Annotated in this window: 8 protein-coding genes; 7 read left to right on the plus strand and 1 reads right to left on the minus strand. The window is 43.4% G+C overall.

The window, feature by feature from the left end; all coding sequences use genetic code 11:
• Positions 1-14: 14 nt before the first annotated feature.
• On the minus strand, positions 15-4,091 hold the full coding sequence (locus KE626_RS05290; protein ID WP_211971821.1) for a hybrid sensor histidine kinase/response regulator transcription factor: 4,077 nt from the start codon (positions 4,089-4,091) through the stop codon (positions 15-17).
• A 517-nt stretch (positions 4,092-4,608) separates the two neighbouring features.
• On the opposite strand from KE626_RS05290, the gene KE626_RS34825 reads away from it, so the two are divergent.
• From KE626_RS34825 to KE626_RS05320, 7 genes are all read left to right on the plus strand, one after another.
• Positions 4,609-4,737: a hypothetical protein gene (locus tag KE626_RS34825; RefSeq protein ID WP_283093126.1), complete on the plus strand. Its 129-nt coding sequence runs from the start codon at positions 4,609-4,611 to the stop codon at positions 4,735-4,737.
• Between the two features lie 242 nt (positions 4,738-4,979).
• Entirely contained in the window at positions 4,980-7,952 is a 2,973-nt protein-coding gene (locus KE626_RS05295) for an N-6 DNA methylase (protein WP_211971822.1), read from the plus strand.
• On the plus strand, positions 7,939-8,616 hold the full coding sequence (locus KE626_RS05300; RefSeq protein ID WP_211971823.1) for a hypothetical protein: 678 nt from the start codon (positions 7,939-7,941) through the stop codon (positions 8,614-8,616). Before KE626_RS05295 ends, KE626_RS05300 begins: the two co-directional genes overlap by 14 nt.
• Before the next feature lie 452 nt (positions 8,617-9,068).
• Positions 9,069-10,607, plus strand: a complete 1,539-nt coding sequence (locus KE626_RS05305; protein ID WP_211971824.1) for a hypothetical protein — start codon at positions 9,069-9,071, stop codon at positions 10,605-10,607.
• 97 nt (positions 10,608-10,704) lie between these two features.
• The gene (locus KE626_RS05310) at positions 10,705-11,256 is read left to right on the plus strand and encodes an RNA polymerase sigma factor (RefSeq protein WP_211971825.1); all 552 of its coding nucleotides are present in this window, start codon (positions 10,705-10,707) and stop codon (positions 11,254-11,256) included.
• An 89-nt stretch (positions 11,257-11,345) separates the two neighbouring features.
• The gene (locus KE626_RS05315; protein ID WP_211971826.1) at positions 11,346-12,392 is read left to right on the plus strand and encodes a FecR family protein; all 1,047 of its coding nucleotides are present in this window, start codon (positions 11,346-11,348) and stop codon (positions 12,390-12,392) included.
• Positions 12,393-12,500: 108 nt separating this feature from the next.
• Positions 12,501-15,860: a SusC/RagA family TonB-linked outer membrane protein gene (locus tag KE626_RS05320; protein ID WP_211971827.1), complete on the plus strand. Its 3,360-nt coding sequence runs from the start codon at positions 12,501-12,503 to the stop codon at positions 15,858-15,860.
• Positions 15,861-15,869: the final 9 nt, after the last annotated feature.

Consider the following 15,869-nt stretch of genomic DNA (forward strand, 5'->3'; position numbering starts at 1 on the left):
TTGATTTGTTGCAACTACTTCTTTTTCATGGCGGCGGCATAGGCTGAAGGCAGCATCTGGTAGGCCATTTTAAAGTATTTGGCGAAATATTTCGGATTATTGAATCCTACTTCATAGGCCACCTCGGTGACGTTCATTTCTGTTTGCGTGAGTAAATGCGCTGCGCGTTGCAGGCGTACCCCCCTGATAAATTCGATGGGCGGCTGACCGGTAATGGCATAAATACGGCGGTAAACGGATACGCGGTTCATAAATAATTCGCGGCTGAGTTCTTCCACGGAGAAGCCGGCATCGGCAAGATGTTTATTCACAATCTCGAGGACCTTTTGCATAAATTTCTCGTCGGCCGACAATACGGTGGTAGTATCATCGGGAGGAGGAAGCACCACCAGTTGTTTGGCTGGCGCCCTGCGTGCGAGCAGGTTGCGTACCCGGGAAAGCATAATTTCGAACCTGACGGGTTTTACGATGTAGTCGTCGGCCCCGGTTTCAAGTCCCTGTAGCTGTTCTTCTTCTGCAGCCCGGGCGGTTAATAATATCACGGGGATATGCCTTGTGCGGTTATCACTTTTAATTTTTGCGCAGAGGGCTATACCATTCATGCCTGGCATATTTACATCGCTCACCACCAGGTCGGGGTGGGCCGACAAGGTTTTTTGCCAGCCACTTGCACCGTCGGTTGCTTCAATGATATGATAATGTGCCTTCATGTTTTCTTTCAGGTAAAAACGGAAATCGTCATTATCTTCTACGAGCAGCAATGTTTGTTTTTCTTCTTTTTTTGCAGGTACGGGATCTTCTGAAGGCGCAGTCTGCGGCGAGGTAGGAAGCAGTGGCTCTTCCACTGCAGTTATATGGCCGGCTGCTGCGGTTAATATCTCCATAGGAAGATGTAAAATAAAGGTAGTGCCTTTATTCACTTCACTCTCCACCCGGATACTGCCCCCGCAGAGTTTTACAAATTCCCTGGTAATGGCCAGTCCGATCCCGCTGCCCTGGTTTACAAAACCGCCGGGCGAGTCGCTGTGGAAGAACTGTTCAAAGATCTTCTCATGTCTTTCCGGCGGAATACCGATCCCGGTGTCTTCCACCCTGATTTCGAGAACAGCCTGTTCGTTGTTCGTTTGGGTAAAGCTGGTAAATACTTTTACGAAACCGCCGGTGGTGGTAAACTTGAAGGCATTGGACAACAGGTTAAAGAGTATCCTTTCTATTTTATCGTGATCGAAGCTGGTGTACAGGGTTTCATTGGCCGCATAAAAAGAAAATGCTACCTGTTTGCGTTCTGCCAGGTCTGTAAAGGAATATACCACATCGCGTATAAAGGCGATGACATCTCCATTGGCCGGATTAAGTTTAAGCTCCTGCATTTCCATCTTCCGGAAATCCATCAGCTGGTTGGCCAGGTACAGCAGTCTTTTGGCATTACGGCGTATCAGGTACAGTTTATGCCGGAAGGTATGATCGGCTTCGTGGGAGATCACTTCTTCCAGGGGCGACAGGATAAGTGATACCGGCGTTTTAAATTCGTGACTCAGGTTGGTGAACAGTTTAATTTTCAGCATGTCCAGTTCATGCAGCTGCCGGGCTTCCCGTCGTTCCTGCTGCAGTGCAAAGCGGCGTTGCGCGCGATGCAGTACTATTTTCCGGAGCAGCAGCAGGATGGCCACCACCAGTACAAAATAAAGCACATAGGCCAAGGGAGTGGCCCAGAAAGGAGGCAGTATGCGGATACGCAAGGAAATGCCTTTCCATTGCAGGGTATTGTCGTCGCTTACCGCTTTCAGCAGCAAGGTATAGCTGCCGGGATTGATATTGGTGTAGGTAATGCGCCGGGATTTGCCGTCTGTTGTTTGCCATTCCTTATTAAAGCCTTCCAGTTTATAGGCGTAAGTGTACCTGTTTTTATCGGTGTTGGTGAAATCGAGTGCCGCAAAGTCGATAGAAAAATCGTTTTCATTGTGCCGTAAAATAATTTCATGTGTTTCCGGCATGGCAGCGGGTAGTATAACGTGGTTGTTACGTTTTTCATTGACCGCAATGGTGCGGTTAAAGAGCTGGAGACTGGTAAACACAATGGGCGGCTCATGCCGTACCTGTTTTACTTTTGCGGGATCAAAGATATTGAACCCATCGGCGCCGCCGAACAACAGCTCGCCGGATTTCAGTTTGAGCGCTGCATTTATATTAAAGGCGTTGCCTTGCAGGCCATCTTTTTCATCATAATTATGACAACTGATCGTTACAGTATTGTTCTGGTGCTGCACCGCTATTTTACTCAGGCCATTGGAGGTGCTTGCCCACAGATGATGGTCATTGTCTTCCAGTATAGAAATTATATTGTTATCCGGTAATCCGTCCTTCATCCGGAAAGTGATGAACTGCTGTTTGTCGGGATCGTATGCATTGAGTCCGTCGCGGGTGCCCACCCACATGATGCCGCGGCTGTCGCAAAGCAGGGAGTTGGCGTTGTCGTTGCTCAGCTGGTGTGTGCTGTGCAGGTAATGAACGTATACGCCTTTGGCTTTGTCGAGTACATCTATTCCATAGGCGGTGCTTATCCATAGGTTCCCTTTGGTATCTTCTGTGAGGTCGGTGATATAGTTGGAATGTACGGAGTTAGGTATATTCACATTGTTATGATAAAAGAGTCCGGCTGATTGGTCGAACCGGTCGAGTCCACCGCCCAGCGTGCCTATCCAGAAGTTCTGTTGTTTATCTTTATAAATTTTCCATACTGTTTTATTACTCAGGCCATTGTTGGCCGTGTCTGTGCGATAGTGTGTGAAGGTACCGTTATGATAGTTGTCGAGGCCGCCGAAATAATATCCTATCCACAAGCTGTTATTATCATCCACAAACAGGCTCAGGATCACATAGGCGCTGATGCTGTTGTTGTTACCGGGAGCATGCGTCATCCGGGTAAAGGTATTGGCCTTCCTGTCGAAATAAATCAATCCCGCGCCATTGGTACCTATCCATACGTTGCCGTTCCGGTCTTCTGCAAAGCAATTAACATCATTGTAGCTAAGACTGTTGGGATCTGCATATTTGTGCATATACAGCGGGAATTTCATCATATTTTCCGCGTAATAGCTGATTCCCCTTTTATAAGTGCCGCACCAGATAATGCCCAGGTTATCTTTATACAAAGCATAGATGGCATTTTCCGCTACCGTTTTTACATCTTCTTCTCTTTTCTGGAGATAGTAACAGGAGAAATTGCTTTTATTCAGCACATTGATTCCCCCGTGATCTGTACCTATCCAGATCTGCCCTTTTTCGTCCTGCACAATGCTGTTAACAATATCATTGTTCAGCGCGCTGTTTTTGGACAACAGCCGCCGGCTGGCGCCGGTTTTACTGTTTATATATACCACACCGAAATCGCTGCCCGGCATATATACCCATAGATCCTGCTGTGCATCCGTAAAAAATCGCAGGGAGATGGGGCTGTTGTCCACCAGGCGCCTTACCGCATCTGAGTGCGACAACAGCCGGCCGGTGCGCGCATCAGCCATATCAAGTTCTCCGTTCAGATAGAGAATGCCTATCTGGTTGGGCGCCGTTTGATTAATATCGGCCACAGGAATACCTGCGTGATGCTGCAACCGTTTCGCGGCGCTGTTATTGTTTTCATTGAAATAATAAATACTGCCATCCTGGTAGCCTATCCAGCATGAGCCGTCGATTTGCTGCATACAGGTAATGCCGGTAACGGGCAGCCCCTTGCTCTTTAACCATATTGCGGCATCTGAAAACTGCTCTGTAACCGGGTCATACAGCACGTCGCCGTTACGGGTACGGATATACAACCTGTTGCCGGGAACCGCGTTGATCGCCATAACATAATCGTCGCTGATGGAAGCCGGGTCGGAAGCATCGTGCCGGAATACCCTGCAGGTAAAGCCATCGTAGCGGTTCAGGCCACTCATGGTACCAAACCACATAAAGCCACGGCTATCTTTGAAGATGCAGTTCACCTGGTTGTTGGAGAGGCCGTTGTTGACGTTCAGGGAAGAAAACTCCTGGGCATTGGCATACAACAGCAAAGACAATAACAGTGAGATCAGTATAGTTTTCTTTAGCATAACGTGTGCTGTGGCGTGATATAAATATAAATATATTAGGGAGATAAAAGTGTACCGGGTGCTTGTGTGGGGCGGTTTTCTTTACGGATAGGCGACTGAATTGGGTTTAAGCGTTGTGTGGAGTGGGTTTTGACTGTTTCGGGGGTGGGGGAGTTGGCGGTTTTTCTGCCGGGTTAAGCCATATTGTCGTTATGACAATTAATGCGGGGGTATTAAAACAATCGATTGGGGTAGAAGGTTTGTTTGGTCGTGGTGATTAGGTGTAAGTAAATTTGGCGAGCTATCGATTTTGATAGCTCGCCAAAAGTCAAAGGTTTAAAATGATCATGTGGTTGCTGGGGTATTAAAAAGAAGGCATTGGAGGCTATGTAGGTGCCCGAAAATAGTAGCTGTAAGGCAATTTTTTTTCTGATTTTAAAACAGTTTTTGTTGATTAGACAGTTAATGGAATGTAGATTTACTGTATGATATCCTTGATTTTTTACTATCAAAAGATGACCTTGTTAAACAAAGAGAGATGATTACTAGACCTCCGGAAGCAGCAAAAAAGCTTGTTGGAAATTTAGGAATAGGAGATTTATATGACGAAGATAAACGAGCTTTCCCCGAAAAAGCTGCTCGTCAAAAAAACTCGGCTGCGAAGTAGCTATAATATCGTTTGAATATTATAACATTTTATCCCCATTCAAAAGAAACCTTATACTACGTATATCTATTGCGTGAAGAATATGTATTTTAGTCCAAAATATTTTGCTATTAAATTGATTTTATTCATAATAATGATTGTGTGTAAATTATGTATGTATTTTTAAATTCAATTAAAGAATGAGATTTTGAGTATTGAGAGTATTTAATCATTGAGACTAAATTTTAAGAGTGGGAAAAAATATGGCTTCGATTAAGAGCATTCATAATAAATTAGGTCTGAATAAGTCTAATGGTCTTGTTTTAAGTGAAGATAAAGACATCGCATTAGTAAGGAAAATAGACAAGATTATTAATAATCCACTGACCAAGCCTCATTCAGTTTTCTGTATGGGGGACAAACCATTTATCTTGTTTTATGAAAAACCCAAGGATAGGAATGGCCTTTTTAAAGCGGTTTGGAATCTTAATGAAATACCGATTGTCATAATTGTTGAGGATACAACAGTGGATATATACAATGGCTTTGAATATTTGAAAACTGAATCTTCATTAGCATTAATATCAAATTCAAATGGCCTAAGTGATTTTGAATACCTAAAACTTGTAACAGGTGATACGTGGGAAAAGTATGCAAGTAATTTGAACTATAAGAATCGGGTTGACTTTAAGTTGCTTGAAAATATCAAGGCTGCCAGGGAAATTTTGATTAATGATTGTAATATAGATGATCATACAGCGAATGCCTTGTTAGGCAAAAGTATATTTGTTAGGTACCTCATTGACAGAAATGTTCGAATAGGATACAAATCTGATCCTAAAGAGTGGACAACCGCGGAATACTGTGAAATACTATCTGACAAACAAGCTACTTTCGATTTTTTCTCATATTTGCAACAGCAGTTTAATGGAGATTTATTTCAAATTGAAGACTCAAGTACTATTGGCCCTTTAGCATTGAATACCGTTAGAGATCTTCTGCTAGGTGTAACATTACAATCTGGGCAATTATCACTTTTTGATGTATTCGATTTTTCTATAATACCCGTTGAGTTTATTAGTAATGTCTATGAACTTTTTATTGGACATGAAGAACAGGCCACTAGTGGTGCATATTATACTCCCTTGTTTCTTGTTGAGTACATTGTATCTCAAACAGTTACTAAATATTTTGAGATTAATAAAACGGACTATAACTGTAAAGTCTTAGATCCTGCTTGCGGTTCAGGAATATTTTTAGTTGAAACGCTTAGAGTACTCATAGAGAAGTTCAATGCTTTGAACCCCAATATTTTAAAAGATTCTGATAAGTATAGAGAAATTTTAAGGAAAATTTCTGAGGATAACATCTATGGCATAGACAAAGACAAAAGTGCTGTTAGTGTAGCGATTTTTTCTGTTTATTTAACATTATTAGATTATCAAAGCCCTAGAGATATTGAAAACTTTAGATTTCCTAAGCTCTATGGTAAAAATTTCTTTTCAGCTGATTTCTTCGATACTAATCATGAGTTCAATGCGGTATTAAAAAAATCGGAGTTCAAATATATTTTAGGAAATCCTCCCTGGAAAAGGGGAGGAGGTGACGGGGAAAGAAAACCTTTATTTGAAAAATATATAAAACAGAGAAAAATCAGTGAAGGCCATCCAATTATTCCAATTTGCATAAGTAATAATGAGATTGCGCAGGCTTTTTTGTTGAGAGTAAGTGACTTTTCTACGCCGTCGACAAATGCGAGCTTAATCGTTACTAGCAAGACTTTGTATAATATAAATGCTCAATCATTTAGAAAATATTTTCTTACTAATTATCTTGTTGATAAAATTTTTGAACTATCACCAGTTAGAAGAGAGGTATTTAACAAATCAAACGATCCTGCAATTGCGCCAGCGGTGATTATTTTTTATAAATATGCTTTTGGTACGGAAACTAATGTTAACTACTTAGATCACTATTCTGTAAAGCCGAATAGATTCTTTTCCTTATTCAATCTTTTCGTCATTAATAGAACTGATATAAAAAAAGTATCTCAAAATCTCCTCTTGTCTAAGGACTGGCTTTGGAAAACTTTACTATATGGCCATTACTTAGATTATAATTTTTTATTGCGATTAGAAGGTTACCAAACAATTGATGAAAGAATATTGGAGAAAAAATTTCTCAAGGGGCAAGGATTTCAAAATGGTTCGGATAAGAATCCTGTAGGAGATTTGGCAAAATTGAAATTGTTATCACCTGATTGCATTCAACCTTTTTTTGTTAGAAACGATCTTCAACCGTTTAAAGATAAACATTTGCACCGAATTCGAGAGAAACAACTATACTATGGGATAAGGCTGCTTATAAAAAAGGGATTAACAAACGAACTTAAGTCAGTTGCAGCTATCTGTGACATAGATTGTCTATATAAAGATTCTGTTACTGGTGTTAAAGCCAATGTTAAGGAGGATCTTAGTGACCTGAGAAATATTTCGGGATTAATGCAATCGGACCTCTTTTCATATTATGCAATTCATAAATTTTCCTCCCCAGGAGTTGAACGAGAACAAGCATTTAATGAAGAAAAGTTCTCATTTCCATTTTCGGATTTGATAGAAATTACGGGCGTAGTTCAAGAAATTGAAGAGGACTTAGCACTGCATAAAAATGGAATGTTTCGAGAAAATCAGCAGAATGTTTTACGAAGAAAATTGAATTTAACTGTATATGAAGCACTTCATTTAAGCAATATAGAAAAAGCCCTAGTTGATTTTACTACTAAGTATACTATTCCTTCAATTCTACAAAAGAATTGCGGAGAATTATACAAGACAATACAATTCAAAGATGAATACTTAGAAGCTTATATTAATGTTTTTTACTCCAAATTCTCAAACATTTTCAACAATAAAAAGTCTTTTAATATTGAAGTGTGGCATACAAGCCATGTAATAGGAATTTTTTTTAGGGTTGATTCTTTGCAAAGTCAAAAATCAAGTGTGGAATGGCTCAATAAGGCCAATGACGATTTATTAAAACTAATAATATCTTTAGGGCACGATAAGATTTCAGATAAATTATTTATTCAAAAGGATGTGAGAGGATTTGAGAAAGATTATTTCTATATCTTCAAACCCAATGAACGAAAGGTGTGGCATAAGGCATTGGCCTACCTAGATCTTAATGACTTTATGGATGCAATTCTAAAAACAGGTAAAACACATGAGTCTATTTGATGAAATCGATGCTTCGTTGTTTTTAGAGGCTGGATTTATTTATGAAACAGAGCTTTTATCTATCATGTCTAAAATTGTAACATGTTATGAAAAGATAAAGGTTAATGGCGATAAAGTATTAAATAATGAGGACAACATTAGAGATCATTTGTATTGTAATTATCTCAATAATCCCTTTATACGGAATGAGTTGGATTTATCATATAAGTTTGAATGTGAACCAAAAGAATTTGGAACTGCTGAGGGGTATTTAGATTTTAAAGTTTTTAATGAAAACATCTTTCGGAATACAGATGAGTATTACATAATTGAATGCAAACGGCTAAATAATAAGAGTAGAAAATCAAAAAGTGGTCTCAATGGAAAATACATTAAAGAAGGCATATTGAGGTTTGTTAGTAAAAAATACTCTGCTTATCATAGGATAAATGCGATGCTTGGTTTTATAGTAGAGAGTATGGATATCGGTGCTAATATTGAAGATATAAATTACCTGTTAAGTAGTGAATTTAGTGAGGCAAATGCAACTAAACCGATCACTAAAATTGCTCATATTGCTGATTTCGAGTTTCAGTATGATTCGGAACATACTGACATTGAAGATAAAAAGCTGAAGCTTTTCCACTTGATGTTGGACTTCTCAGGCCATCTTAGTAGTAATTAACCCCTATAAAGTTATTCTCTCGAAATTAAATTCTGATTTAGTTGATTAGAAGATCTAAGGAAGTTCGAATTTTACAGAATCTTCCGTAATTGAACTTGATCCAAAACAAACATGACGCGACACATAAAGTAAAAAACACCGCAACTATTTGACTTTGCAAATATCTGCGGTGTTCTTCTCGTTGCCTGACCTGGATTCGAACCAAGACAAAGCGAGTCAGAGTCGCTTGTACTACCGTTATACTATCAGGCAATAGCAAATCAGGACCGCGAAATTAGAACTTTTCTGATAATAACCAAACTTTTCCCGCCTTTTTATCCAAAAAAAGTCAATAATCCCTTGATTACCACCTACTGAGTGCAGACTTCAGTTGCTTCCCCTATACTTGTATCCATTGTATCGCTACCCTCAAAAAGATCCTGCCCGGTTGGATCAAATATAAAAGTAAAGCTATGTTATTATCACCTGCCCTGCCCGCGAGTATGCCTGCCAACAGCTTTGGTGCCTTTATTTTCGCCGATCGCCATAATCGCCTGTTGCTGGTCGTGGCCATCGCTGCAGCTGCCGTTAAGATGGTTATATTCAAACATTTCTTTCCTTACCTAGATTTCACTTCTGATACCGGCTCCTATATGCAAACCGCACTGCAGAACCTGGATCATAATATCTGGCCTGTTGGCTACTCTAAGTTCCTGTGGCTGTTTCACCAGGTATCCCGCTCGGAAACGGCACTGGCGGTGTTGCAGTTTAGCCTCCTGGAAACGAGCGCCTTCTTCTTTTATTTTAGTGTGGTATATATTTTCCGGGCGGAGAGCTACTTCCGTTACGGGTTTTATGCTTTTCTGCTGATAAACCCGCTGTTTCCTTTCCTGGGTAATTACTTTATTTCGGATGCGTTGTTCCTGTCGCTGGGACTTACCTGGATTACGTTGCTGCTATGGATGCTGCATAAACCCACCACGTTGCTGCTGATCCTGCATGGATTGGTGCTGGGCGCAGCGTTTACCATACGGTATAATGCTATGTTTTACCCGTTGGTAGCGCTGATCCCCATCTTGTTGTCCGGTTACAGGATATGGCAGAAAATAGCCGCCATATTGCTCCCAATGATATTGATAGTTTCTTTTGTATTGTTTATCCGGCAGCGCTCCTATGAACATGCCGGGATCAGGGAATTTTCTGTTTTCAGCGGCTGGCAGATGATGAATAATTCCATGTATGGGTTACAGTACCGGAAGCTGGACTCCGCCGATGTGCCGGCCAGGTTTGCCACCATGCACAACCTGGTTTATCATTTCTGCGATAATTTGAGAAAGAGCAAAAAAAAGAAACAGGTGTATGATGGCTCGGTGTTTATGTGGGATAATGCCGGACCACAAAAAACGATGATGCGCTATTATTTTACAGTGTACAAAAATAAGGACGCCTATACCGCCTGGGCAGCGCTGGCGCCGCTGTTCAGAAGTTACGGGGAGTATACGATCAAAAAATATCCCGGGGATTTTTTCCGTTACTACCTGTTGGCAAATGCGAAATTATATATCCTGCCGGAGCCGGAAGTACTCAATGCTTATAACCGGCCCTACATGGGATCTAACCTGGACAATGTGAAAGCCTTTTTTAAAGATGGCGATAAGGAAAAACCGGAAGGTAAATACAACGATCTGCAAAGCACGCTGATGGCGTTATTCCCTTCCCTGATTGTGATTTGCCATCTGCTCTTCCTCGAAGAAACCATCCGTTATCTTATCAAAAAAGGTATCCGGAAAACCAGCCGCAAATTCAATATTGCCCTCTTACTATGCTGGACTTTTATGGTGATCAATTTTGGCTTCAGCGTATTGGCAGCACCTATTGTACTACGCTACCAGGTATTGCTGATCGTTTTACTCCTGGGATATACCCTGTTGCTCACGGAAGTAACCGACAAACCGCTATTGTCGGCCGAAGAAGCGGCGCTGGAAGAGGAACGCCTCATGCTGGGTGTGTGAACGAAATGCAACGATAAAAATTTTTCGCTGTATCTTAACCCCAGGATGCGCGAAATCAGCTGGTGATTCGCGGAAAGTACCCGGAATATTACGACGTATGTCTTATGAAGAAGACAATAGTACTTATTGGGAGCGCCTGAGAGCGGGCGATAAACAGGCATTGTTTGCATTGTATAATAATACCTATTCACATCTGCTGAGATTTGGATTGAAATTATGTGGCAGCGATGAACTGGTGAAAGACTGCATTACGCAATTGTTTCTGCAGCTGTGGAACCGGCATGCCACCCTGCGCCCGGTTACCAATGTACCGGCTTATTTGTTTACGGCCCTGAAAAGACAACTACTGGACCAGCTGGCCTATCAGTCGAAAATCCATGCGGCTATACACCGGATGACGGACCAGGAAGCGGAAAGGGAGTTGTCTTACGAAGAAATAATTATCCAGGTGCAACGCGATGAGGAGCTGAAACAACGGTTACAACAGGCCATGAAAACGCTTACCCCGCGGCAGATTGAGCTGGTGAGACTGAAATTTTTTGAAGGCCTGACCTATGAACAGATAGCCTCCCAAACCTCCCAAACCGTGAAAACGGCCTACAACACCATCTACGATGCTATCAAAGCGCTCCGGAAACTACTGAAATAGGCGGCTTCCCTTCTCCCGAAAAAAAAATCAGAGAATCCTTAGGAAAAATGATCGATTCTGCCGTCTGTATAATCAAAGGCATTAACTACATGAATTTCCAGGAATACGACGCCATCGATTTTGCATGTGATGAATCCTTCCAGCGCTACTGCCTGGAAGAACATGACAAGGATGTGCTGTTCTGGCAACATTGGATCAGCCGGCATCCGGAAAAAAATGCCGTGATAGCGGAAGCCCGTCATATCGTGGAACTTTTATCTGCCCGCCAGGGTAACCGGCTGGAACAACTGAAGCACCTGGAAGATGGTATTGCGCGGTATGACCTGCTGCAACAGGCTTTGAGCGGGGAACCGGAACCGGTAGTCATCCTCAGGGAAAAACGGGCTCCCCGGCTGCTGAAGTATGCCGCCGTTATGGCCGGCATCGCGTTGCTGGCCGGCAGCATTTTCTTCTTTTACCCGCGTAATCCCGTTCCCGGAAAGAACGTAGTGATTAATGCCGGCAAAGATCCCCGTAAAACCGTGGTGCTGCCGGATGGCTCCGCCGTTGTTTTACGGGAGAATAGTACCGTGCAGTTGTCTGCCGGATTTAACAGGGAAAACCGCCGGCTTTCCTTAACAGGAGAAGCCTTTTTTGATGTAACACAAAACGCACAGTATCCTTTTATAGTGCATACCGCTGCGGCAGATATTAAAGTGTTAGGCACCGTTTTTAACGTGAGTGCCTATACGGATCGTCAAACGGAAACAGCTTTGTTTAAAGGAAAGGTGGAAGTGACACCTTCGGGCAACCACGGACAAAAAATAGTATTACAGCCCAACCAGAAACTGATCACCGGCGAAACAATGCCGGGCGCCGTAGCACCGCTGGATGCGGACCCTGTAAATCATAAGGCCAAAGAAATTGCCTGGGTAAGAAGCAGGTTGGAAATCGAGAACGAACCATTGGAAGTGATTGCAGGTAAACTGGAAAAATGGTACGGGATCAAGGTGGTATTTGCCGACGAAGAAGTAAAGCATTACCGCTACTCAGGCACCTTCGAAAGCGAAACCATCCTGAAAGCGCTGGATGCCCTGCAGTTATCTTATCCATTTAGTTTTAAAATGCTCAACGGAGAAATTATCATCAGCAAATAAAGACAGTATACGTCAACCAAAAATAAGAAGGGGAAGTGCTGGACACACTTCCCCCGATAAGTTCAGAAAATGTCGGGATTGATCATTTACTAAACCAACATCAAAGGTATGTTAAAACTTGTATTCCTGGAATGGAAGGGGAAACCTGTTCCCACCGGCAAACTGCTGCTAACTATGAAATTAACGCTGATTCTTTTTTTAACCTGCCTTCAGGTGCAGGCTATTTGTTTCGGGCAGGAAACCATTACCCTGCAGGTAAAGGAAACAAGTATAAAACAGTTGCTGAAAGCACTGGAGCACCAAACGGCCTATCGTTTTGTGTTTCATGATAAAACACTGCCGGAAGATAAAAAAGTAACGGTAACTGCAAAAGAGGCTTCGCTGGATGCTGTGCTCGCGCAGGCATTTGCCGGTACTAACCTGGCATACCGGCTGAAAGAAGACGGCCTGGTGGTAGTATACGCAGGCACATCCGCCACTGCGGCAACTGATAACATCGTTATCAAAGGAACGGTGCGCGGCAACGACAACCTGCCCCTGCCCGGCGTAACCGTGAGGGCCGCGGGTACTACCGCCGGCACGCTCACCGCTACAGACGGTACCTATACCCTCACCGCTCCGGATAACACAAAATCATTACAGTTTTCCCTGATCGGCTACATCAGCCAGCAGGTAGATATTAATAACAAACGCGAAATCAATGTTATCCTGACAGAAGATGTGAAGACATTGAACGCAGTAACGGTTACCGGCTATACGAATTATGGCAGGGATAAATCTACCGCCGCCTCCGGCGTAGTAGGCGCCGATAAAATTACCCAGGTACCCATGGCCAGCTTCGACCAGATCCTCCAGGGACGCGTACCGGGAATGGTAGTAGCCGCCGGCTCCGGTCAGCCCGGCAGCAGCGCCAAAGTAACCATCAGGGGAGTAGGTACCATTAACGGTAATTCCTCTGCCCTCTACGTAATGGACGGTATTCCCATTGAAGCCGGCCAGTTCCAGGGAATCAATCCATCCGATATCGCTTCGGTGACCGTATTAAAAGACGCTTCTGCAAAAGCCCTGTACGGATCACGCGGCTCCAACGGCGTGATCGTTATCACCACCAAAAAAGGACAGTCCGGTAAAGTGGCGCTCTCTTACAGATCGCAATACGGTTTTTCCAATATGACCACGCCGAAATACCAGATGATGAACTCGGCAGAAGTACTGCAGTTCCAGGAAGAAGTAGGGTTGGAAACCGGTGAAAGTAATGGGCCTGGCTGGGACTTCTCTCCCAAAAATCCTGAATACGCTACCAAAACACCCGCAGAACAACGCCAGGCAGATCATATCCTGGATAGCCTGAGAGGAATGAATACCAACTGGAAAAAAATATTCCTGCAAACAGGTAAATTCCAGGAACAGCAACTGAGCGCCAGCGGAGGTAATGATAACGTGAGATTTTATAGCTCGGTGAACTATTTTGATCAGCAGGGAATTGCCCGTCGTTCTGAATTAAAACGTTACAGCCTGAAAAACAATGTGGACTTCAACGCAGGCAGGTTGACGGCTAATCTGAATATCGGGCTCGCTTATTCCGAATCATCTTTCATCCGTCGCGAAGGCTCCAGTAACGGCGATAACACACTGTCGGCCGTATACTACGCCATGCCATACGAATATCCCTATGCGCCGGATGGCACACTCATGACCCGCTATAATCGCAGAGAATACCCTACACTGGATCCACGTGAAGGCAGCAGGGCCCTGGAAGCCATGCTCAACACCTCCAGTAAGGATAACCAGTTGAAAAGCATTATAGGTACGTCACTGAATTATGAACTGGCAAAAGGACTGGTGGCCAAAACAAGACTGGGACTCGATTTCCGGGAAACCACCACCGAAGAATATGTGAACCCCGATTCCTATTCCGGTTATAAAGTAGATATCGGTGAGAAAGGAAGCTTCGGAGAAGGCACTACCCGCAACTTTACACTGGTAAGTACTTCCGGCCTAACCTATTCCAAAGTAATTGCAGAGAAACACGACTTTGAAGTATCCGGTTACTTCGAATTTACCAAAAATAATTACCGCTCATTCGGCTATACCGGCTATAACCTGGATGGCCGCCTGCCAGCTACGCCGGCAGCCATTACCCCCGGTTCTCCTTTTGCGCCAACATTAAGCGGAAGCAGGTATAAAAGCGCATTAGCATCCTACATCGCGGTAGGGCGTTATACCTTTAATGAAAAGTATACGCTGAACGCCAGCTACCGCCGTGATGGCGCTTCTACGGTGCCTGTTAATAACCGCTGGCATGGATTTTATTCCGTGGGTGTGGGATGGGAAGTGAAACGGGAAAATTTCCTGAAAGACAACAACTTTATCAACAACCTCCGCTTCCGAGCCAGCTACGGTACTTCGGCGAATCCGTTTTCCGGTCTTGGTCCCTTCGCTTATTTCCGTACTTATCAAACATCCCAGTACGGTGGTTTGCCGGCGATCATTCCTTCTCAGCCCGGCAACACTGCCTATGACTGGGAATATGCAAAGGAGTTTAACATCGGCTTCGACCTTGGTGTGTGGAATAACCGTATCCGCGTAATAACAGATGTGTATAATAAAGTTACCGATAACCTGTTTGTAAACCAGCCACAGTCCATTACTTCAGGGTTTTATAACATGTTCCTTAATTCCGGCTCCATGCGCAACCGGGGTATAGAAATGGATGTACAGGGAGATGTGATCAGGCGGAAAGATTTCACCTGGACGGTAGGCGTAAACTTCGCCTATAATAAAAACGTGATCACCGACCTCGGCGCCGCAGGTGAATTTACACAGGGACAGTCGCAGATCGTAAGGGTAGGATTACCTTATGGCTCGCACTATGCGCCTAAGTGGGCCGGCGTGGACCCCGCCAATGGCGATCCGTTATACTACGACCGCAGCGGCAATAAAACCACCAACTACAACGAAACGGCATTGAGCGTAGCGGAATTCGGTACCTATATACCGCCCTTTACCGGGGGCATTAATACCGCTGTTAACTGGAAAGGATTTTATCTGAACGCCCTGTTTACGTTTGCGGATAAAGCGATGCGTTATCTTAACGAAGACTATTATAACGAAAACCCGTCTTTTGCCAGCAGCAACCAATCGAAACGTATGTTGTACGACCGTTGGAAAAAGCCAGGTGATAATGCCATCCTGCCAAGGATTACCGCAGCCCGTGGCTTTTCTTCCAAAGATATACAGGATGCTTCCTATATCCGTTTAAGGAATGTAAATATTGGCTACAATTTTCCAAAAGAGATCATGACGCATATCAGGTTTGTACAGGGCATACAGGTATTTGCACAGGCGCAGAACCTCTATACCTGGACTAAATGGAAAAGCTTTGATCCGGAGAATAATAATGGGGAAGGGATGTTTGACTATCCCAGCGCCCGGACCTACACTTTTGGCCTGAATGTTAATTTCTAAACCAACACG

The sequence above is a fragment of the Chitinophaga hostae genome (genome assembly GCF_018224885.1).
Classification (GTDB): Bacteria; Bacteroidota; Bacteroidia; order Chitinophagales; family Chitinophagaceae; genus Chitinophaga; species Chitinophaga hostae.

Excerpts from the sequence above, each read along its gene's own strand:
- KE626_RS05290 (WP_211971821.1), bottom strand. The coding sequence starts at position 4,091 with ATGCTAAAGAAAACTATACTGATCTCACTGTTATTGTCTTTGCTGTTG.
- KE626_RS34825 (WP_283093126.1), top strand. The coding sequence starts at position 4,609 with ATGATTACTAGACCTCCGGAAGCAGCAAAAAAGCTTGTTGGAAATTTA.
- KE626_RS05295 (WP_211971822.1), top strand. The coding sequence starts at position 4,980 with ATGGCTTCGATTAAGAGCATTCATAATAAATTAGGTCTGAATAAGTCT.
- KE626_RS05300 (WP_211971823.1), top strand. The coding sequence starts at position 7,939 with ATGAGTCTATTTGATGAAATCGATGCTTCGTTGTTTTTAGAGGCTGGA.
- KE626_RS05305 (WP_211971824.1), top strand. The coding sequence starts at position 9,069 with ATGTTATTATCACCTGCCCTGCCCGCGAGTATGCCTGCCAACAGCTTT.
- KE626_RS05310 (WP_211971825.1), top strand. The coding sequence starts at position 10,705 with ATGTCTTATGAAGAAGACAATAGTACTTATTGGGAGCGCCTGAGAGCG.
- KE626_RS05315 (WP_211971826.1), top strand. The coding sequence starts at position 11,346 with ATGAATTTCCAGGAATACGACGCCATCGATTTTGCATGTGATGAATCC.
- KE626_RS05320 (WP_211971827.1), top strand. The coding sequence starts at position 12,501 with ATGTTAAAACTTGTATTCCTGGAATGGAAGGGGAAACCTGTTCCCACC.